This window comes from Litorilinea aerophila, from assembly GCF_006569185.2.
Taxonomy (GTDB): domain Bacteria; phylum Chloroflexota; class Anaerolineae; order Caldilineales; family Caldilineaceae; genus Litorilinea; species Litorilinea aerophila.
This window is the reverse complement of record NZ_VIGC02000007.1, coordinates 86,838-106,765: the sequence shown is the minus strand read 5'-3', so window position 1 is coordinate 106,765 and position 19,928 is coordinate 86,838. Positions and strand designations below refer to the sequence as shown.

Here is a 19,928-nt window from a genome sequence, read left to right as displayed (position 1 = left end):
CTCCCTTCTGGAGGAGTTCCATGGGAAATAGGTAGCAGACGGCGATTTATTATAACATTCAGTAAGGTGATGGCAAATGGAGGGCCCAAATTCGGGGTGTGGGGCTGCCACCGGTTCTCCCCAAATCCCAGCAGCTGTGGTACAATGCACGCGACCTTATGTCATTTCCAGATGTCATCCCCAGTCGCCGATCGAAGTTTTGAGGATATGGACCAGATCTACATCGACTCGCAAGACACCCAGTGGACCCCTTCGACAAAACAGAAGCTGGTCGCCTGGGGTGCCCACCTGTTCACGGCTTCCGGCGCCATCTGGGGGCTCCTGGCGTTGCTGGCCATCACCAACCGCCAATGGGTGCTTGCTTTCGCCTGGATGGGTGCCGCCGTCTTCGTCGATTCGTTCGATGGCCTGCTGGCCCGGCGGGTACGGGTCAAGGAAGTGCTGCCGGAATTTGACGGCGCGCTGTTAGACAACATGATCGACTTTCTCAACTACGTCTTCGTGCCCGCCTTTTTCCTCTACACAGCCGACTTCCTCCCCCGGCAGGCAGCCTTTATCGGGGCCGTCCTGATCCTCCTGGCTTCGGCCTACCAGTTCTGCCAGAGCGACGCCAAGACCGAAGACCACTACTTCAAGGGCTTCCCCTCCTATTGGAACATCATGGTCTTCTACATGTTCATCCTCAGCCTCAACGGCTGGATCAACCTGGCCATCATCGTGTTGCTGAGCGCCCTGGTCTTCGTGCCCGTCAAATACATCTACCCCTCCCGCACCACCATGCACCGCAACCTGACCCTGGCCCTGGCCGGCATCTGGGGGATTGTCAATGTGATCATCCTGACCCAGTACCCCTCCCACGCCCCCTGGCTGGTGTGGATTTCCCTCCTCTACGTGGTCTACTACTGCGGCATGAGCCTCTACGCCATGCGCTTCCAGCGCCCCACACAGCCGGGCCGAGCCCGGCAACGGTGACGGCGTCCATGCCTTCCGCCACCCCTTTGCGACTGACCCCCGAACAGGTACGTTGGTTTCGACTCCAGCGGTCGGGGCTGGTCCACCCCTACGCCTCGCCCGAAGAAGCGGCCTCCGCGCTGGTGGGCGTCCAGGCCCAAATCCTCTCCGCGGCCGGCCTGTCTCTCTGGAATCGGACAGCGGGGCTGACCTACACGGCCCTGGAAGAACGCCTCTACCATACCCGCACCCTGGTAAAGCTCTGGGGGCAGCGGGGCACCCTGCACCTCTACCCCAGCCGGGAATGGCCCCTGCTCCACGGAGCCCGCTCCATCAACCGCACCTGGTGGGAACGCCGCAGGGCCCACTACGCACCCGATGGCACCGACTACGCCACGCTGGTGGAGCAGGTGGCCGGGCTCTTGCGCAGCCGGGAGAGTATGGGGCGCAGCGACCTGCGCGCAGCGGACCTGGACCTGCACGAGGATCTCTATTCCGCCTGGGGCGGCATCTTTGCCGACCTGGTGCGGCTGGGCCATGCCTGCCACGCCGGGCGGGTGGGCAACGAGGGACACTTCGCCCACCGGGAACGCTGGCTGCCAGACCTGGCCTGGAATCCGCCCCCCGCGCATGAAGCCAACCAGGAGATCGCCCGACGCTACCTGGCCACCTACGGCCCTGCCACAGCCCAGGACTTCGCCTACTGGCGAGGAGCGCCCATGGGCCAGGCTCGCCGCTGGCTGAACGCCCTGGAGCCAGAACTGGCATCGGTGCAGGTAGGCGGCGCGGAGCTGTTGGCCCTGGCCTCGGACCTGGAGGCGCTGGCCTCGTCACCGCCGGAAGCGGAAGCCTGGCCCGTGGCCATGCTCTACCGCTTCGATCCCCTGCTGCTGGCCCACCGGGACAAGGGTTGGGTCACCGCGGCCCAGGACTACAAGAAAATCTGGCGGCCCGCGGGCCACATCGAGGGGATCGTCCTGGCCCACGGCCGGGCGCAGGCCACCTGGCGCTACGACCGAAAGGCCGCCGGCCTCCACATTCGGGTGGAACCCTTCCACCCCCTGCCCCGCCATGTCTCCGGGGCAATTCCTCGCCTGGCCCAGGCCGTGGCCGACTTTTTCGACCTGCCCCTGGCAGAGCTGACCCTCGCGCCTTCCCATCGAGGTACGCCAGGCTAACGCCAACAGGCCAGCTTCAGACGACTTTCTACCTCATACCTCTTTATACCTCCGGCTACTACCCGCGCCAGACGCCCCAGGCCAGGCAGATCCAGCCCGCAATAAAGGCCACCCCGCCCAGGGGAGTGATGGCTCCCAGCCAGCGCACACCGGACAGGGCCAGCGCATAGAGGCTTCCCGAAAAGATCAAGATCCCCACCACGAAGAGCCAGCCAGCCGCCGCCAGCCAGGCCGTATTGGGCCAGCGCCCCATGGCCATCACCACCGCGAAGAGGGCCAGGGCATGGTAAAAATGATAGCGTACCCCTGTCTCGTACACCTGCAACAGATCCGGGGTCAGACGTCCCTGCAATCCATGGGCCCCAAAGGCGCCCAGCGCCACCGCCAGGCCTCCTAACAGGGCCCCCAGAACCACGAAAAGCTTTTCCATGATCACCTGTCCAATGCACCTGTCCAATGGATGTGTGTCGAATGTGTCTCTTGCCGGGCCGAAGCCGAAGAGTAGACGCCCCGGCGACGACAAATACCGGAAGTGGCCCGCCGGGCGTTATGCCTGGGAAGGCTCCTCACCCGTCGCGATGGGCCGGTTGGGATCGTTGATCCAATCGCTCCAGGAGCCCACGTACAGGCGGGCGTCCCCCAGGCCGGCGTGGGCCAGGGCCAGCAGGTTGTGGGCTGCGCTCACGCCAGAACCGCAGTAAAAGATGGCCTGCTCGGGGGGCGTGCCCGCCAGCAACCGGGTGAATCGCTCCCGCAGCGCCTCCGGGCTCTGGAAACAGCCCTCGGCGTCCAGATTCTCGGCATAGGGGGCGCTGATGGCCCCGGGGATATGGCCGGCCCGGGCATCCAGGGTCTCATTTTCGCCCCGATAGCGGTCGGCGCTACGGGCGTCCAACAGCCGAACGTGGGGATTTTCCAGCGCGGCGAGCACTTCGTGGACATCGGCCAGGAGCTCTGGCCGGGGCGCCGGCACAAAGGTTCGCGCTGGCCGGGACTCGCTTCCCCGCCCCACAGGTCTGCCTTCCCGCTGCCAGCGGAGCCAGCCGCCATCCAGGACTGCCACTGCCTCGTGACCCAGCCAGCGCAGCATCCACCAGAGGCGGCTGGCCACCATGCCGCCGGCGTCATCGTATGCCACCACCTGCACCCCCTCGTCGATGCCCCAGCGGGACAGGGTTTCGACGAAAGTGGCCTGGGCGGGCAGGGGATGGCGCCCCGTCTGGCCTGGAATGATGGGGCCGGAGAGGTCCTCATCCAAATGGGCGTAGACAGCCCCAGGAATATGCGCTGCCAGGTAGTGCCGCCGCCCCTGCTCGGTGTCCTGCAGGGAGAAGCGGCAGTCCACGATGGCCCAGTCTGGATCGCCGATGTGCCGGGCCAGCTCCTCCGTTGAAATCAGTGTGGTGTACGGCATCCCGTTCTCTACTCCTTCAACCAATATCTGGCTCTATCGCAAGAAGACCGCAGAGGCACAGAGCACGCCGGGTTTTCTCTGAGTTCTCTCTGGACTTCCGCTGCGCCCTCTGCGGCTAACCATTTTATCACAGGGGAACGCCAACCGCCTGGCCGTCCAGGGGCCGATTTGGACTCGCCTTCAAGCCATGGTATCTTGGCCCTGATACAGTCTGGCGGAGCGGTTCTGGCAGAAGTTCGGCGGCACGACCGCCGGTGGCAATCATCGGCGAATTTCTGCCAGGATTTACGAGAGCGGTCCAGATGGATGACAACAACCTGGAAACGACAGCCTGGAAGGGTAGCATACGACCATGAAGCTTTTCCTCATTCGCCATGCCGAATCGGCCAACAATCGGCTGGCCCTGGACCTGGGCTACGATGAATACATGGCCCAGCGATACATCGATCCCCCACTGACCGAACTGGGACGCCGCCAGGCCCAGATGGTAGCCCAACACCTGGCGGACAACCAACACCCGGAACGCCCCAGCGAGCAGAGCGCCGCTCCAGAGCGGAGCGGCTACGGCATCACCCATCTCTACTGCAGCGCCATGCTACGTTCCCTGGAGACAGCTGCCCCTATCGGCCAGGCGTTGGGGCTGCGGCCGGCGATCTGGATCGATATTCACGAGCATGGGGGAATGTTTCGGGGCAATCCTCGCACCGGGGAGGGTCTCGAAGTGGCGCCGGGGCTAAACCGTCGCCAGATCCAGGAACAGTTTCCGGACGTCCTCATTCCCGACGAGGTGACCGACGAAGGGTGGTGGTTCCAGGGCTACGAGGACATGCCCGCCTGCTATGGTCGGGCCACCCGGGTGGCCCGGGACCTGCGACGCCGGGCGCAGGAGCTCAGCAACAACGAGGTGGAAGAAAGCGTGGCCCTGGTCTCCCACGGGACCTTTATCGACAGCTTGATCAAGGCTCTGTTCAACCAGATCCCGGCCCGGGAATTCTACTATCAACACTACAACACCGCCATCACCCGCATCGATTTCATGCCCGATGGCGTCCTGCTCATCCGCTACATCAACCGCATCCAACATCTGCCGCCGGACATGGTCTCCCGTTAAACCGCACCCACCGGCCGGAGCACCCATGTTTCGTAGGGGCGGGCCTCCGTGCCCGCCCGTTGCGCCTGTGATGGGGATTGTGATGGGACGGGGGCGTCAATCAAAATCCGTCGGCCAATCCGGGTGCTGCTCATGCTGGAAGAACCGCTCGAGCTGCGCAGCCGTCACCCGGGAAAGGGAGAGGGGCGGTAAACGCTCCAGGGAAAAGAAACCGACCCCATCGGTCTCCACACTGGACGCCGGCGCCCCGCCCACAATCTCACAGCGGAAGAAGAGCTTGTAAATGTGAAACGGGTGGGGCGGATGCCCGTGGCGATCCCGGTCGTAGAGGGCCAGCAGCTTCACGGCCCGGGTCTCATAGCCCGACTCCTCCCGCACCTCCCGTTCCACCGCCGCGCGCGGGGATTCGTGGATATCCACCCAGCCGCCCGGCAGGGTCCAGCCGCCGTCCGAACGCTCCCGCACCAGCAGCACCCGCCCCTCCTGAAAGACGACGCCGCGCACATCTAACTTCGGCGTGGCGTGTCCCACCTCCTGCTCAAAGAGCGCCCGCAGGCGCTCCACCGGCTCCCCGGTATGGTAGGCGAACATCTCCGCCGCGACTTCCCGGACCGCCTGATAGCGCTCCACATCGAAGGGGTCCCGGGCATACGTCAGGCCATTTTGGGCAATGGCCTGCAGAGCCCGGGCCCAGGTCAACCAGCGAGGATTCATGGCTCGCCCTCGAGTGAAAGGGACGGCGGCAGGACGGCGTCCTCCTGCCGGGGCACGGCCACCGTTCGGATTGCCTGCCACAGGGGCAGTTCCCGCTGGACTTCGGCCAACATCCGCCGGAGGGGCGCAGGAGCGCGGTCCGACTCTTGAAGTGCCTGGGCGGCCTCCGGGCTACAGCGAATTTCCACTGCGAAATGACTCGGGCGTCGGCCGGCCTGGGTGATACGCCGCCGCAGGTCCTGGAGGCCCAGGGCCATGGCGTGGAGCTCCCCCGCCACCCGGTCCGACGCCCCGGGCAGCACCCCATCTGCCGTGTCCGCCTTGCCGTCCTGGAGTCGCAACAGCTGCCAGCGCCAGCGGCCCTGCCCACCCTGGTCGTTCTGGGCCCAGACGTTCAGCGCGAACTCGGCCGGACAATCCAGGGCCTGCTGGAAAAAGCGGTGGACGTCCCGGAAGTGGCGGCTGAAGCGGGCCGGCGGAAGGTCCTGGAGCGCCTGACGCCCGTACCCTTTGCTGCTCAGCCGCTCGTCCAGGATGGCCACCACCCCCTGGTCATCGCCCCGGCGGATCAGGCGGCCGAAGCCCTGCTTCAGCGTCAACGTCATCAGGGGGAGCATGTAGTCGCTGAAGCTGCTGGAGCCGCTGGCTTCGATGGCCTGCATGCGGGCGCTGTGCAGGGGATCTCCCGGCGTGGGAAAGGGCATCTTGTCCAGCACCACCAGGCTGAGGGCATCGCCGGGAATGTCGATCCCTTCCCAGAAGGAGCGGGTCGCCAGGAGGACACTGTGGGGCGTCTGCTGAAACCAAGCCAGGAGGGCGTCTCGCGGGGCATCCCCCTGGGCGCGGATGGGCCAGATCCCGGGGCTGTCCAGCCGCTGGAGGCGGGCGCTCACCTGTTGTAGCCCGCTCCAGCTGGTGAAGAGGCAGAGGGCCCGCCCCCGGCTCACCTCCAGGAGGCGCTCGATCTCCGCCGCGACCGCGTCGTAGAAGGCGTCCGCACGGTTCCAGTTGTACGAAGGCAACGCCGGTTGATAGAGGAGGGCGCGACGGGGATAATCGAAGACCGGGGGGAGGATCCACTCTTCGCCCACGGTCAGCAGACCGCAGCGGCGCTTGAAGTGTTCGAAGTGGCCGTTGGTGGCCAGGGTAGCGCTGGTGCAGATGACGGTCCGCCTGGCCTGGCCTTCCTCGTCTTCAGGGTGAAAAAGGAAGCGGCTGAGCAGGTTGGCCGGGTCAATGGGCGCAGCGTGGACCTCCAGGCTGACCTGGCGGCGATCGTAGACCCGCACGGCATACCGGACCATGGCGTCGTCCCGCCCTGCCCCGGCCACGGTGATCAGCTTGTCTGCGGTGCTGTTGAGCGCCGTGATGGCCAGCTCGTAGCTGCGCCGGGCTTCAGCCTCCTCGTCCGGCGAACCGACGCCGCGGGCGCCTGCCGAGTCGGACGTTTCCATGGGGCGATCCAGGTCGTCCTGGTCGCCTCCGTAGGGGTTTTTCTGGGTCATCTCCTGGGCCAACGCACGCAGGGCCCGCCCCAGCCGGCGGCATGTCTCCAGCTCCCCCTCGATGCGGAAGGCATTCTCCCGGCTCAGGTTGGCCACCTCCTGGAAGGCCAGGGTGTTCAAAAATCGGAGCTCGTCCAGCCGTTCTTCGCCAATATGCTCCCGGTAGATGTGGCGATTCAGTAGCTGGGGCACGGTGTAGTCGGTGAGGCTGGTCTCGTAGACGGCCGTGGCCGTCTGCTCCAGGTGATGCGCCTCGTCGATGATGTAGACCGAGGCCGGCGGCAGGATCCGTTCGCCTGCCGCGCCCAGTTCCAGGGCGTTGAGGAGCAAGTGGTGATTGGTGATGATGAGCTGGGCCTCCTGGGCCTTGTCCCGCATGAAGTTGACCCAGCAGTTGTCGTGATAGTAGCGACAGTCGCTGTGGAGGCAGTCGTCTGGGAAGCTGACCACCCGGCTTTTCAACTCGCCGGTGAGGAGGAAAGGCAGCTCGTCCACATCGCCCGTCTCGGTGGTCTCCAACCAGGCCCGAAGCTGGGCCACCTGCTCATCCGCCCGATCATAGAGGGAGAAATATTGCTGGGTGGCCTGCTCCTTTTCCCATTTCAGGTTGCAGACGAAGTTGCTGCGGCCTTTGACCACCACCGCCCGGATGGGCCGCTCCAGGACCTGTTCCAGGAGGGGCAAATCCTTGGTATACAGCTGGTATTGGAGGGACTTGTTGGCCGTGGCCACCACCACCGTCCGTCCGCTGAGGATGGCCGGCACCAGATAGGCCAGGGACTTGCCTGTGCCCGTGGGGGCTTCGATCAGGGCATGTTGCCGATTCAGCAGGGCCCGCTGCACGGCCTGGGCCATCTGGAGTTGACTGGGACGGGGCTCATAGCCCTCCAGGTGGGCGGCCAGGGGGCCCGTGGGGCCGAAAAACGCGGCCAGATCAAAGGAGGCCAGCTCGGTCTGGGCGGTGACATCGGCAGTTTGGGCCGCCGGGCTGCGGTTTTCCTGCCGGGAAGGGAAAGAATCGTTCATGGCTGCACCCGCGTGGTCGTCCTGGGGGAAAGGCGGCGAGTTTTCATGGCCGCCAGTGTAGCACATCTGTGCGACACCGGCAAACGCGACAGAAAAAAGGGTATGACTCCCCTGCTGCAAAAGGGCATTTTTGAACGCAAAGGCGCAAAAAAGGGGCGTTCGGCTTCCCGGCGGGAAGTCGAACGCCCCTGGTTCATGCGCATAAAAGCGGCATCGCGCTCAGGAGGCCAGGTTTAGTCCGGCGGAGGCAGGATGACCGCGTCGATCACGTGGATCACGCCGTTGGTGGCGGGGATGTCCTTGACCACCAGGTTGGCGCCGTTGATCTTGATGCTGTCGCCGCTCACTTCAAAGTTGACCGGCTTGCCCTGCTGGGTGGTGGCCTGCATGCCGTTGGTGATATCGGCCGAGGTCACCCGCCCGGGCAGGATGTGGAAGAGCAGGATTTGGGTCAACTGGCCCGTGGGATTGGCCAGCAACTGATCCATGGCGCCGGCAGGCAGGGCGGCAAAGGCGGCATCGGTGGGGGCGAAGACGGTGAACGGACCTGCGCCCTCCAGGGCTGCATCCAAGCCAGCCGCCTGGAGCGCCTCCACCAGGGTGGTGAAGCCACCCGAAGCCACCAGGGTATCCACAATGTTCAGGCTGGCCGACGGGGCCGCGCTCGTGGTCGTGGTGGCCGTCGTGGTGGTGGTCACCGCGCCGGTTTCGGTCATGCTCTCCGTGGCGGTGATGGCCGTGGTGCTGGTCACAGCCGTGGTCGCGGCAGGGGTGGCCGTCGGCGTGGCCTGGACGGCAGGCGCCGGCGTGGCGGTGGCAGCGGGCGCCGCCTGCGCGCCAGAGGCAAGTTGATCCCGGGTGGGCAGCTGGATCACGTCGCCCACCTCAATCCGGTTGCAGTCGGCGAGCTGGTTGAAGCTGCACAGCTCATCCCACAGGTTCACATCGCCGTAGATGTCCCGGGCGATGAGGCTCAGGGTGTCGCCGGCCTGCACAGTGTAGGTGCCGCCCGGCTGGCCCTGGCGGGTACCGGTGGTGCTGGTCGCTGCCGTGCCGGACGTGGCGGCCTGGGCAGCGGGCGTAGCGGTGCCCTCAGCAGCCGGGGCCGTGGTGGTGGTCGTGGTGAGGGCCTGCTGAGCGGTCAGGGTCTGGCCGGAATCGTCCACCAGCACGCCGCCTTCGATGGAAAGCTCGTAGGTGGCCGGGACCGTGGAGTTGTTGTAGACGATGACCGTGTAGGGGCCAAAGCCAGAGGCCTTGAAGCTGGCCTGCCGCTGGTTGGGGGCCAGCTGCGGGTCCGCGCTGCCGGCGGCGATGGCCACGTTGCTCAGGATCACATTTTCGTTGGGATCCAGGTAGCGGTTGAGGCCATTCTGGTCCAGCACCCAGAAGTTCAGGCGCCGGGCCAGCTCGCTGCTGTCCTGGGGCTCAAAGCTGAGCAGCAGGGTGATGTTACCATCCCGTTCGCTGGGTTCCAGCCCCAGGTAGTGCTGGTCGTTCTGGTTGGGCAGCTCACCCCGCAGCTGGGTGGCCCGCACCACGCCGGGCGTGCTGCTCACGGCGGCCACCGGGGTAGCCGTGGCGGTGGCCGTGGTCACAGCCGTGGCCGCAGGAACAGGGGTGGCCGTCGCAGGGGCAGGGGTGGCCTCGGCCGTCGCTGCCTCCTCGGCTTCCGCTTCCTCGGTGGCGGCGGGGGTGGGGGCCGACAGATCCTGCACCTGGTCGGAGTCGTCGGTGATGACGGCGTTGGTGGCCGTCAGGGTAAAGTTGGCATCGCTATTGGAGTCGTTGTAGACCACGATGGTGTAGGAGCTGCCCGTGGCCTGGAACTGCGCGCCCAGCTGGTTGGCCGGGGCATCCACGCCGAACTGAGAGCCGGCGGCCAGGTTCACGTCCTGCAGCCTGGCGCTACCAGAGAGGACCTGGTTCAGGCCGTCCTGATCCAGGATGTAGAAGCCCAGGCCCTGGGAGCCGGGATTGTTGCGGTCCCACTCGCTGATGACCGTCACGGTGGCACCTTGGGTGGTCGGGGTCAGCCCCAGCCAGATCTTGGCGAACTGGCCGCCGGGGATGGTGCCGCCCACCTGCTGGGAACGCACCTGGGCAACGGGTGCCCCTTGGACCGTCGCCGCCGACCCCAGGGGCAGGGCCCCCAGCAGCAGAGCCGCAATCAGGAAGACGCCGACGATATGCGTCAATTTCGATTTAAACATTGTTTGAAATACCTCCAACTTGACTGTGAAGTCCATCTCTGTTCTTCGGCCGATCGGGGATCAGACCGAAGTCCTGCTTTGTTTGGCCCTTCGCCCAACCGGTTTAAACCGGTGAAGCGCTCAGAAAGCGTCCACGCCTGCGGTGGACGACGGGCCATGGGATGTGGGTGAGACAAGCCATCAATAAGCCGTCAATAAAGTGCCGTCAACCGTTCTATGAAGCGATAACCAACCACTCCTTCTCCCTGTGAATCAATGTCTGTGAATCAAACAGACGAAAGATGCTCGGCGATAGCCACAAACCCATATCTACAAACCGGTTGGCTGCTGCCTGATGAGGCCTGCAGCCACGGGTGTCAGCACGTCCCAGGCGAAACCGGGTTCGGGGGCTGCCTTAGGTGCCGTCCGGCGTTGGCGATGCCAGCCAGAGGGCGCCCGCCCGGCCCGCCTCCTGGTCCCAGCCCCGAAAGGCCGGTTGGACGGGCAACACAATTCGCTCATTATACCCTTACCCAAAAATCCTGACCAAATTCAACGGCCCTGCATCCTATGGATCCGGCTCAGTACAGTCTGGCGTAAATACCACGGCAGAAATTGGGCGGCACTACCTCTGGTGGAAACCATCGGCGAATTTCTGCCAGGATTTACTCAGCGACCCGGATGGTCAGATCCCGCACCACGTGGTCGTGATAGTTCTGGTCCGGGTGCACAATGCGCAGCCGCAGGTCGATCCGATGTCCCTGAAGCTGGCTTAAATCCAAACGAGCCAGGAGGCCATCCTGGACAAGGCGATCGCTCACGGTCAACAGCCGCCACTCCTCCTTTCCGGCCAGCGACCAGGAGAGCTCCCAGCGGAGCGTGCCCTCGGCCGGCACGGTGCCGACCACATCCACCAGCGGCCCCACAGTCCAGCCGCTCCGGGGGGAGACAATGCCCACAGGCGGTGCGAAGGCCAGGGTGGGCGGGCCCTGGTTGGCCACACTCAGGTTGCGCAAGAAATACTCGTTGTAGTTGCCATCCCGGTAGATGATGCGCAGCCGGAGATCGTAGAGCCCATCGGGTACCTGGGTGGTGTCCCACACAGCGATGGGCGCCTGCCAGAACTGTTCCTCACTGCCGGCCAGCCACTGCCATTGTTCCCAGCCGGCCCGGGAGAAGGCCAGTTCGTAGCGGGCAAAGGGCTGATTGGGCAGGCCATTGACCGTGGCCACGATGGGCACGGCACCTCGCAACACCGCGCCATTGTCCGGGGCGTAGAAGCCCTGGCCGCCCGGAACCCGGCTGCTTACATCCACGGTGGGTGTAGGCGTGGGGAGCACCGAAGGCGGCTGGGGCGGTGCACCAGGCACAGGCGTGGGCGTGGGAGGATTGGCATTGCGGATCTCCAGGCCCCGCAGGAAGGCCTCAGTGTAGTTGCCATCATCCCGGATGGCACGCACCCGCAGGTCGTAGAAGCCGTCGGGGAATTGGGTGGTGTCCAACCGGTAGAGCACATCCTCCCGCACAACCTGATAGCTGGTGGTCAGCCACTGCCAGTTGTCCAGATTCGCCGGCGAAATATGGACATCGTAGCGGTGGTAGGAGGGCACCAGCGCCGTCCCCCAGATCTCCACCACGCCGGCCACTGCATCGCCGGGCTGGGGATGGGTAATCTCATTCACCACCCGGTTGCTCTTGGTGGGCGTTATCAGCGGCGTCTGGGTCAGGGGACTGGCCTGGGCCCAGAGATGCCCCGCCCCCTGCCGGTCCAGCCACAGGGAGCCCACCAGGATCAACAGCGCCAGCAACAGCAGAACATGTCTGGTCGAAGGCCACCCACCGGGTCTGCCCATATTCCAACGCCTCAGCTTTTCCGCCAGTTCCTTCCGAAGGCCCTTGATTTAACCACCTCGCAGTACCACGTGATGACAGGGCGTGTCCGACTCCGCATCCTTCTTGTGGGGAATGACAATGGGTGGGCTGACCGGATTCCCCGCGGCGTCCAGCACCGTCAGGATGAGATCCTGGGGCCCGGCGCCATAGATGGGAAAGTCAAACTGGCCGTAATCCCCCGGGCCGCTCTTACTCGTCGTTTCGGCGATGTTGCCCCACGGATCTTCCATGCGGATGCGCACGCCGGCCACCGGCGCGCCGTTGGCATCCACCACCTGCCCCATCACATACTGGCCCGGACAGGCCCAGTTGTGGACCACCGGCCCCACCAGGTTGTAGGGGCCGCCGGGGCTCGCTCCCCCCGCGAGCTGACCAATGGCCGCCAGCTCCACCGCTGTAGCCAGGTCGGGTGCGCCGGGATCTGCTTCCGTGGCGCCGGCCAGATCCACCAGCACCCGCATGCCGGCATCCTCGGTCTCCCGGTCTAAGGCCAGCGCAGCCGGGACCAGCTCCTGCAGCCGGTCGCACGGCCCCAGGTTGACCGGCGCGCCCTGCCGCAGGGCCCAGGCCACCACCTGCAGTTGCTCCTGCCTCATGCTGGCCGCCCCGCTGCCCTCCTGGCCTTCAACAGCCAGCCACCCGGACCCGTCCTCGGCATCCTGGCCTGGCAACGTGCCCGGCATGCGCAGGAGCGTCCGTTCCAGGGCACCTTCCAGGCGGCAGAAGGCCGCCAGCCGGGTCTCCCCGCCTTGCTGGACGTAGATGGGCGCGGCGGGCACCCGCTCCACACTGTCGGCCAGGGGACCCTCCTCGCCCACCAGCTCCAGCCAGGCCCGGCTGAAATATTCACCGCCCTGCCGGCAGGCCATGCCGGGCGGACAATCTGGCAATTGGACCACGTCGGGAGGCGGCTGGAAGGTCCAGGCCGCCGGATCGGGTGGCGCCTCCAGGGTATCCCACAGCTCAGGGCGGGCCAGGACTGCCTCCATGAACTCATGCCAGATGGGGGCCGCGCCGGTGATGCCGCTGGCGTTGCGCATGGGTCGGCCATCGCTGTTGCCGGCCCAAACGCCGGCCACCAGATACCGAGTATAGCCCACCGTCCAGTTATCCCGCCAGTCGCTGGTGGTGCCGGTTTTGGCGGCGGCCGGCCGGCTCAGGCGCAGGGGGCTGTTGGCGCCGAACATGGGCGTGCGGGCTGCGTTGTCGCTCAGGATGTCGGTCACCAGGAAAGCCGTGGCTGGCGAGAGGACCGGCTGAGGCGCTGGCGGGGCCAGATCCTCCACCACCCGGCCCCGGCTGTCGGTCACGGTGAGGATGGCCTGGGGGGGCTGGTAGAAGCCGCCGTTGGCCAGGGTATGGAAGGCCGTGGTCAGATCCAGCAGGGTCACTTCACCGCCGCCCAGGGTCAGACTCAGCCCGTACCAGCTACTGTCCCGATTCAGGCTGTGGACCCCCATGGCCCGGGCCCACTCCAGCAGATTGGGCACGCCCAGCCGGTCCAGCAATTTGACCGTGGGCACGTTGTAGCTGTTGGCCAGGGCCATGCGCGCCGTCACCGGCCCGTGGAAGCGGTTGTCGTAGTTGCGAGGACGATAGATGGGATCTGTCACGGCGAAGGCGCCGCTGCCGGCCAGGGCAGTCGGCAGGCCCACGGTGTAGGTGACAGGCACATCCCACAGCACGCTGGCCGGGCTGATCAGGTTCTCCTCCAGCGCAGCCGCGTAGAGCAGGGGTTTGATGGCGCTGCCCGGCTGACGCAGGCTGATGGTCACGTTGACCTGGCCGGCGATGGCTTCGTTGTAGAAGTCGGCGCTGCCCACCATGGCCAGGATTTCGGCGCTGCCAGGCTTGAGGGCCACCAGGGCCCCGTTGCTGAGATCGTACTGGGGCGCCAGGGCGGCCACCTTTTCGGCCACGATCTGCTGCGCCAGCTCCTGCATCTCCAGGTCCAGCGAGGTATAGACGTTGAAACCAGCCCGGCGGGCAAAGCCAGGACCAAAGCGGGCATCCAGCTCTTCCAGCACATACTGGACGAAGTGGGGTGCCCGGTTGGGCGCCAGCCCGGGATCCCCGGCCAGATGGATGGGCTCCGCGTAGACCTGGTCCGCTTCTGCCGGGCTGAGGTAGCCGTGGCGCACCATGAGATCCAGCACGGTACGCTGACGGTTTTTGGCCCCGTCGAAGTTTTGGTAGGGGTTCAGGTTGGCCGGCTGCTGGGGAATGCCCGCCAGAAGGGTGGCCTCTGCCAGGGTCAAATCGGCGGCAGACTTGCCGAAATAGACCTGGGCGGCGGCCTCGGGGCCATAGGCGAGCTGACCGTAGTTGAGCAGGTTCAGGTACATCTCCAGGATCTCGTCCTTGGTGTAGAGCTCGGTCAGCTCCTGGGCCAGGCCGGCCTCCAGCACCTTGCGGTCCACCGACTGGTCGTAGCGCTGCTCTGGTCCCAGGAAGAGGTTACGGGCCAGCTGCATGGTGATGGTGCTGGCACCGGAGACGATCTCGCCTTCCTGCAGATTTTGGATGGCGGCGCCGGCAATGCGGGCAGGGTCGATGCCGGGATTGACGTAGAACGAGGCGTCTTCGGTGGCGATGGTGGCCTGGATCAGGTAGGGCGAAATACGGTTCAACCCCACCCAGATGCGACGCCCCTCGTCAAAGGTCTCGCCGATGAGGTTGCCGTGGCGGTCGTAGATGCGGGTAGTCTGGAAGACCCGGGGCAACGGCCCCGGCTGGTACTGGCGCAGGTAAGTTTCCGCCGCGGCCAGGGGGTCGGCCGCCGCCCGGGATCCAATGATGGAGGTGCGGGGAAGGAGGGAATTCGTCCCGCTACAGGCCGCCAGCAGCCCGGCCACCAGCAGCCAGCTCAAGAAGCGCCAGAGGATGCGCCTCCGGGTCGCCGGGACATCCGCCTGGCCCTGCCTGTCTTCCTCGCCTGGATGGAAATCACATCGCCACTTCACCGGACCTCACTCCCCTTCACGGCCCAATCGACCACCCCAATGGATACGGTCCGAGAACCCTTCAGGTTACCCCGCCTGTACAGGGGAAGGGGCTTCGCCCTGCATCCTGCCACAAAAACGTCCGAAGGGAGGAAATAGTTTCCCTCTTTGCAAGGGCCGTCTGAAATCAGGGCATAAAATCAGGACATAAAAAACGGCCGGCCCGATGGCGCCTGTTTTGACGCCTGGCCGACCTTATCCTATAGTGAAATCCTATCAGAAGGCCCTATGCAAGAGACTCGACAGGGAAAGCAGATCCTGAAGAACAGAAATGGCGAGAAGTTGTGGAGAGGCGACGGCCGGATTCGAACCGGCGATCGGGGTTTTGCAGACCCCTGCCTTACCGCTTGGCTACGTCGCCGTGCTAAGATGGTTGGCGCACCAAAACCTTGTTATGTACCAGTCTATCAACTGGCACCGAGATTGTCAAATCGAGAAGGAAGCAGCAAGGATGGCCCTTCAAACCTTACAGGATGAAATTCGCTATTGCGAACGGTGCGGCATCTCCTTTCTCTGGGAGGTGGAGGCCCAAAAACGCCAGCAGGGAGAGCCGGCACCCACCCTGTGCCCTGGATGCCGCCGGCTTTTGCCGCCGCCGGGCCGGGAGCGCGGGGTGGTCAAATGGTACAACCGCCGCCGGCGCTATGGCTTCATCGTGCGGCCCGGCCAGCCAGACGTCTTTGTACACGGCTCCCACCTGGAGGAGAGCCGGCACCTGCGGCCGGGCGACCTGGTGGAATTCCAGGTGGTGATGGGAGACCAGGGCCCCATGGCCACGTCGTGTCGGGTGCTGGCCCATTACCCGGACTGGGACGAGTGACGCGCCATGGCCTCCGCGGCCAGCCGTTCCACCAGGGCATCGTACCGGGGCGCCACCGCGCCCCAATCGTAGCGGGTCAGGACGTGTTCCACCAGGGACGGCGGGGCAGGCCGGGGAAGACGCAGGCGCTGGGCAGTCTTCTGGAAGAGATCTTCGTCATCCTCGTAGAGGCAGGCCGGGTGCAAAGCCGCCGGGATCAGCTCGGGGTAGCTCAGGCGTCGGGGCAGGAGCGGAAAGGCGCCGGCCGTCACCGCCTCCAGGACACTGATGCCGAAAAACTCGTGGTCGGCCGTGCTGATGACCAGGTCGGCCTGGGCCAGAAGCTGCAGGTAGGCCTGGTAGGAGGGCACGTAGCCCCAATGGACAATGGACGACGCCAGCCGCTGCCGGGCTTCTTCAAATTCCTCGGGCACCTGGCGAAAGTTTTCACCCGCCACCGCCAGGCGGAAGGCATGGCCCGTCTCGGCCAGGCGGTAGAGCAGGCGGAAGAAGCGGTCGGGCCGCTTGTCGTACTCCCAGCGTTGATTCCAGAGGATCAGAGGAGCGGCACCTGCCTGGGGCCGGGGGCGCGCCTCCTGGGCCACCTGCACAATGCGGCGAGCGTCGATGCCTACCGGCAGCACGTGACTCTTCTGGCGGACCTCCTCCACCAGCTCCAGGTGGTTGTAGTCCGGAAAATGTTTCAGCAGGCGGGGACACTCGGAGAACCAGCTCTCCAGATGAAAGTGGGAGTTGAAAGCCACGGCGTCGGCAGCCACCTGGCTCTGCCAGTTGATCATGGCGTAGGTCAGGTCCTTGCGTTCGCCCGGTCGCCAGGGGTAGGTGAGCTGGTTCTCGTGCATGTAGAGAAGTACCGGCACGGACGAAGGCAGGTGGCGGCGCAGCAGCCCCAGCCAGGTGGGCAGGTTGACCATGTCGGTGGCCACGATGCAATCCGGCTGGGGCGCGGTGGCCAGCCGCTCCCGGGCCTGGGCGGCCAGCTCCAGCGCCCCGCCCTGCATGCGCCATTTCCAAAAACGGCCGGCCATGGTCAACAGGCTGACCTGATGGCGACTATGGCGGAGATAGCCTTCCGCCCAGGAGCGGTGGCTGCCTGTGTGGTAGGGGGAGAGCAGCCACACCCGCCGGCGGGGGCCAGCCGCCACATCGGTTTGGGCAGCAGGGTCCTGGGCGGCATCGGTTTGGGCAGTATCCCGGACATTGGGCATGGTTATCAGACCAAATTGTGGTAATTTTGGCACTTTTCAGCCGCTCGTGCTACACTATGTCGTCAGTCCGCCGCAAGTACCACGGCAGAGCGGGTGCCGGTCAAACGGCAAGGGTCTCTCGCCCCCCGCTGCCGGGACTTATCTGTGACGGTCTGCAACGGGGGAGCTGATTTTGAATCAGTCCCTCGTTCTTTCTGTCCACAGGGCGGTCCTGTGGACATCTCCAGAGAAAGACGCAGTTCAAAAATTAAGGAGAAATGCGTACGCATGGCCGAGAATGGACGTCACGAATACGAATTGGTGTACATTCTACATCCAGATATGGATGAAGAAGGAATCCTGGCTCTGAACGAGCGCCTGGGCCAGATCGTCCAGGAACAGCAGGGTGAAGTTACCACAACCGAGCTGTGGGGGCGGCGCACCCTGGCATACCCCATCCAGAAGCACTTCGAAGGGCACTATGTGCTCCATCGCTTCCTGCTGCCGCCGGAAGCCACCGGGGAGATCGACCGATTTCTCCGCCTGAACGAGAATGTGCTGCGCCACCTGATGCTCCGCCTGGACAAATAACGTCGGAGCATCCCTGCTACACGAAGACCAGGCGCGATGCGCGTTTCCGGTAGATCCCGGCGGCCATTCACCCGCAGGGGCTACGCGAACAGACGCAGCCAGCTTTTCGCCGTGGTATTTACGCCAGACTGTACTGGAGAGAAATAAGGAATCACCATGACCGAGCAAGTGAACCCCACCGCCGAGGAACCCCAGGCGGAAGAGAACGAAACCAACGAAACCCAGGCGGCCGAAGAGAGCACCGCCCAACAGGCGACGCCCGCCTCGTCGCCCGCCCAGGCAGCCCGCCCCACCCAGGTCAGCCTGCGGGACCGGGCAGCCGATGATCTGGACGACGACGAAGACTACGACGACGATTACGACGAGGACGAGGACGACGAGGACTACGACGAAGACGAAGAGGAAGACCTCTACGTCGAGGGTCCCGCCGAGTATGTGGAGCGGGAACGGGGCGGCCGCCGCAGTCGGCGCATCGGCTCCGACGTGCGTCTGGAGGACATCGACTACAAGAACATTCCCCTCCTGTCCCGCTTCCTGGATCGCCGGGGGCGGATCCTCTCCCGGCGCAAGACCCGGGTTTCGGCCAAAGTTCAACGCCGGATCGTCAAGGCGATCAAGCACGCACGACACCTGGCCCTGCTGCCCTACACGGCCGACCAGACGCGCATCGTGCGGAAGCGCAGGTGATCCATGGCCAGGCGAAAGAAGCGTGCCGAAGAGCAACCGCGCGAACTGACACGCAAAGAGGTTCGCCTGAATGCCCGCACCCGGGAGCGCAATCAAAAGTTGATCATCGGCACGGGCATCGCCGTCGGCCTTGCCCTGCTGGTGATCATCTTTGGCGCCATCGCTGAATTCGCCATCAAGCCCAACAGCACGCTGGCCCGGGTGGGCGATGAGACCATCGTCACCCGGGATTTCTGGAAGCGCGTCTACCTCCAGCGGAGCCGGCTGCAGAACCAACTGATCCAGATGCAGCAACTGGAACAGCAGTTCGGCGGCCAGGGCTTCTTCACCGCCCAGATCAACCAGATCCAGGCGACCCTGAGCAGCCCCTTTGCCCTGGGCGTCCAGGTGTTGGACCAGATGATCAACGAGGTCATCATCCGCAAGGAAGCTGCAGCCCGGGGCATCACCGTCAGCGATGAAGAGGTGGAAGCGGCCCTGCGGGAGGAAGTGGCGGCCATGCAAGGGGCCATCACGGTGCCCCAGGCCACAGCCACGGCGGAGGCAGCCACCGCAGCCACCGCCACCGCGGCCAGCTGGACACCCACGCCCACCCCCACCATCGATGTGAGCGTGGCCGTGACAGCCACCGCCACCCCGCTTCCCACACCCGCGCCGGCGCCCACCCGTCCCATCCTGACCGACAGCCAGTACCAGGAAGGGCTGGCCCAGCTGGAACAGTCCCTGCAGGAGATCGCGGGCATGAGCCTGGACGAATACCGGGAGGTGATCCGGATCCGCCTGCTTTCCGACAAACTGGCGGAGGTCATCGGCAAGGAGCGGGTGGCAGAGACAGAAGAGGCGGTCCACGCCCGCCACATCCTGATCCGCTTCACAGAGACGCCACCCTCACCTGAAACCAGCCTGGAGGTCAGCCCAACGCTGACCAGCACGGTCCCCCTGACCGCCTCGGCGGCCATCACGGCCGAGGGCGTGCTGAGCGACACCGCCGCGGACGCGACGGCAGCCAGCACCATCACCGCCACCGGCGCTGTGAGTGCCACTGCCGGGATTACGGCCACGGCCAACCTGAGTGAGACCGTTCAGGGCGAACCGGTGGATCCATCCCTGCGCACCGAGGCCGAAGCCCTGGCGCTGGCCCAGGAACTGCGCCAGCGCATCCTGGACGGCGAAGACTTCGCCACCCTGGCCCAGGAGTACAGCGACGACCCGGGGAGCGCAGCCAACGGCGGCGACCTGGGGTGGTTCGGCCGGGGGGTGATGGTACCCGCCTTTGAAGAAGCGGCCTTCTCCCTGGCGGTGGGCGAGGTAAGCGAGCCCATCAAGACGGACTTCGGCTACCACCTGATCGAAGTGCTGGAAAAAGATCCCAACCATCCCAAGGATGAGTCCACCCTGGCCAATGAGCGACGCCAGGCTTTCCAGGAATGGCTCCAGGAACAGGTGGCCGCCACACCCATCCAGCGGCCAGACGACCTGGTCTCCAAGCTGCCCCGGGACCTGCAGTCGGCCTCCCTCTCGGGCCTGACGCCGTAGGGGTAGCCTCGTCCATTCCCAGATGAAGCAGCAAGAAGGCCGGCCCTCCAATGGTGGGCCGGCCTTCTTGCGAACCACGACTTTTGTCAGACAGCAGAAGGCTCTCCTGCAAATAGCCCCG

General features: G+C 65.1%; 14 protein-coding genes, 1 tRNA gene and 2 pseudogenes. 8 read left to right on the top strand and 9 right to left on the bottom strand.

Annotated elements, in window-relative coordinates; all coding sequences use genetic code 11:
• Window positions 1–207: 207 nt before the first annotated feature.
• A complete protein-coding gene (locus FKZ61_RS06850) occupies window positions 208–972 on the top strand; it encodes a CDP-alcohol phosphatidyltransferase family protein (protein WP_141609337.1) in 765 nt (254 codons plus the stop codon).
• A gap of 8 nt (window positions 973–980) precedes the next feature.
• Complete coding sequence (locus FKZ61_RS06845; protein ID WP_141609336.1) at window positions 981–2,129, top strand: winged helix DNA-binding domain-containing protein; 1,149 nt, start codon at window positions 981–983, stop codon at window positions 2,127–2,129.
• 58 nt (window positions 2,130–2,187) lie between these two features.
• Here FKZ61_RS06845 and FKZ61_RS06840 read toward each other — a convergent pair whose 3' ends face one another.
• A complete protein-coding gene (locus FKZ61_RS06840; RefSeq protein ID WP_141609335.1) occupies window positions 2,188–2,559 on the bottom strand; it encodes a DUF423 domain-containing protein in 372 nt (123 codons plus the stop codon).
• 117 nt (window positions 2,560–2,676) lie between these two features.
• Window positions 2,677–3,543 carry a sulfurtransferase gene (locus FKZ61_RS06835; RefSeq protein ID WP_141609334.1) on the bottom strand — a complete coding sequence of 289 codons (867 nt, stop codon included), beginning with the start codon at window positions 3,541–3,543 and terminating at the stop codon, window positions 2,677–2,679.
• A 352-nt stretch (window positions 3,544–3,895) separates the two neighbouring features.
• Between FKZ61_RS06835 and FKZ61_RS06830 the strand changes: the two genes are divergently transcribed.
• Window positions 3,896–4,654, top strand: a complete 759-nt coding sequence (locus FKZ61_RS06830) for a histidine phosphatase family protein (RefSeq protein ID WP_141609333.1) — start codon at window positions 3,896–3,898, stop codon at window positions 4,652–4,654.
• Between the two features lie 96 nt (window positions 4,655–4,750).
• Here the strand turns inward: FKZ61_RS06830 and FKZ61_RS06825 are convergent, their stop codons facing one another.
• The 6 genes from FKZ61_RS06825 to FKZ61_RS06800 form a co-directional block, all read right to left on the bottom strand.
• Entirely contained in the window at window positions 4,751–5,368 is a 618-nt protein-coding gene (locus FKZ61_RS06825; RefSeq protein WP_141609332.1) for an NUDIX hydrolase, read from the bottom strand.
• Window positions 5,365–7,899: an ATP-dependent DNA helicase gene (locus FKZ61_RS06820; RefSeq protein ID WP_141609331.1), complete on the bottom strand. Its 2,535-nt coding sequence runs from the start codon at window positions 7,897–7,899 to the stop codon at window positions 5,365–5,367. The genes FKZ61_RS06825 and FKZ61_RS06820 overlap by 4 nt, the downstream gene beginning before the upstream one ends.
• Before the next feature lie 233 nt (window positions 7,900–8,132).
• Window positions 8,133–10,112 carry a fasciclin domain-containing protein gene (locus tag FKZ61_RS06815; RefSeq protein ID WP_141609330.1) on the bottom strand — a complete coding sequence of 660 codons (1,980 nt, stop codon included), beginning with the start codon at window positions 10,110–10,112 and terminating at the stop codon, window positions 8,133–8,135.
• A 644-nt stretch (window positions 10,113–10,756) separates the two neighbouring features.
• Window positions 10,757–11,944 carry a hypothetical protein gene (locus FKZ61_RS06810; RefSeq protein ID WP_141609329.1) on the bottom strand — a complete coding sequence of 396 codons (1,188 nt, stop codon included), beginning with the start codon at window positions 11,942–11,944 and terminating at the stop codon, window positions 10,757–10,759.
• Between the two features lie 48 nt (window positions 11,945–11,992).
• Window positions 11,993–14,947, bottom strand: a complete 2,955-nt coding sequence (locus FKZ61_RS06805) for a transglycosylase domain-containing protein (RefSeq protein ID WP_141609328.1) — start codon at window positions 14,945–14,947, stop codon at window positions 11,993–11,995.
• Window positions 14,948–15,276: 329 nt separating this feature from the next.
• Window positions 15,277–15,347: transfer RNA gene (locus FKZ61_RS06800), tRNA-Cys, on the bottom strand.
• A 90-nt stretch (window positions 15,348–15,437) separates the two neighbouring features.
• On the opposite strand from FKZ61_RS06800, the gene FKZ61_RS06795 reads away from it, so the two are divergent.
• Complete coding sequence (locus FKZ61_RS06795) at window positions 15,438–15,806, top strand: cold-shock protein (protein ID WP_141609327.1); 369 nt, start codon at window positions 15,438–15,440, stop codon at window positions 15,804–15,806.
• On the opposite strand, the gene FKZ61_RS06790 is transcribed toward FKZ61_RS06795, so the two are convergent.
• Entirely contained in the window at window positions 15,785–17,014 is a 1,230-nt protein-coding gene (locus FKZ61_RS06790; RefSeq protein WP_141609326.1) for a tRNA-queuosine alpha-mannosyltransferase domain-containing protein, read from the bottom strand. The genes FKZ61_RS06795 and FKZ61_RS06790 overlap by 22 nt on opposite strands.
• A gap of 267 nt (window positions 17,015–17,281) precedes the next feature.
• On the opposite strand from FKZ61_RS06790, the gene rpsF reads away from it, so the two are divergent.
• From rpsF to FKZ61_RS24425, 4 genes and pseudogenes are all read left to right on the top strand, one after another.
• Window positions 17,282–17,584, top strand: a complete 303-nt coding sequence (gene rpsF, locus FKZ61_RS06785; protein WP_141609325.1) for a 30S ribosomal protein S6 — start codon at window positions 17,282–17,284, stop codon at window positions 17,582–17,584.
• Between the two features lie 435 nt (window positions 17,585–18,019).
• Window positions 18,020–18,271 carry a 30S ribosomal protein S18 gene (rpsR, locus tag FKZ61_RS24435; protein WP_141609419.1) on the top strand — a complete coding sequence of 84 codons (252 nt, stop codon included), beginning with the start codon at window positions 18,020–18,022 and terminating at the stop codon, window positions 18,269–18,271.
• Window positions 18,272–18,274: 3 nt separating this feature from the next.
• Window positions 18,275–18,754, top strand: a pseudogene (locus FKZ61_RS24430) (SurA N-terminal domain-containing protein); the annotation flags it as partial.
• Between the two features lie 15 nt (window positions 18,755–18,769).
• Window positions 18,770–19,631, top strand: a pseudogene (locus FKZ61_RS24425) (peptidylprolyl isomerase); the annotation flags it as partial.
• Window positions 19,632–19,928: the final 297 nt, after the last annotated feature.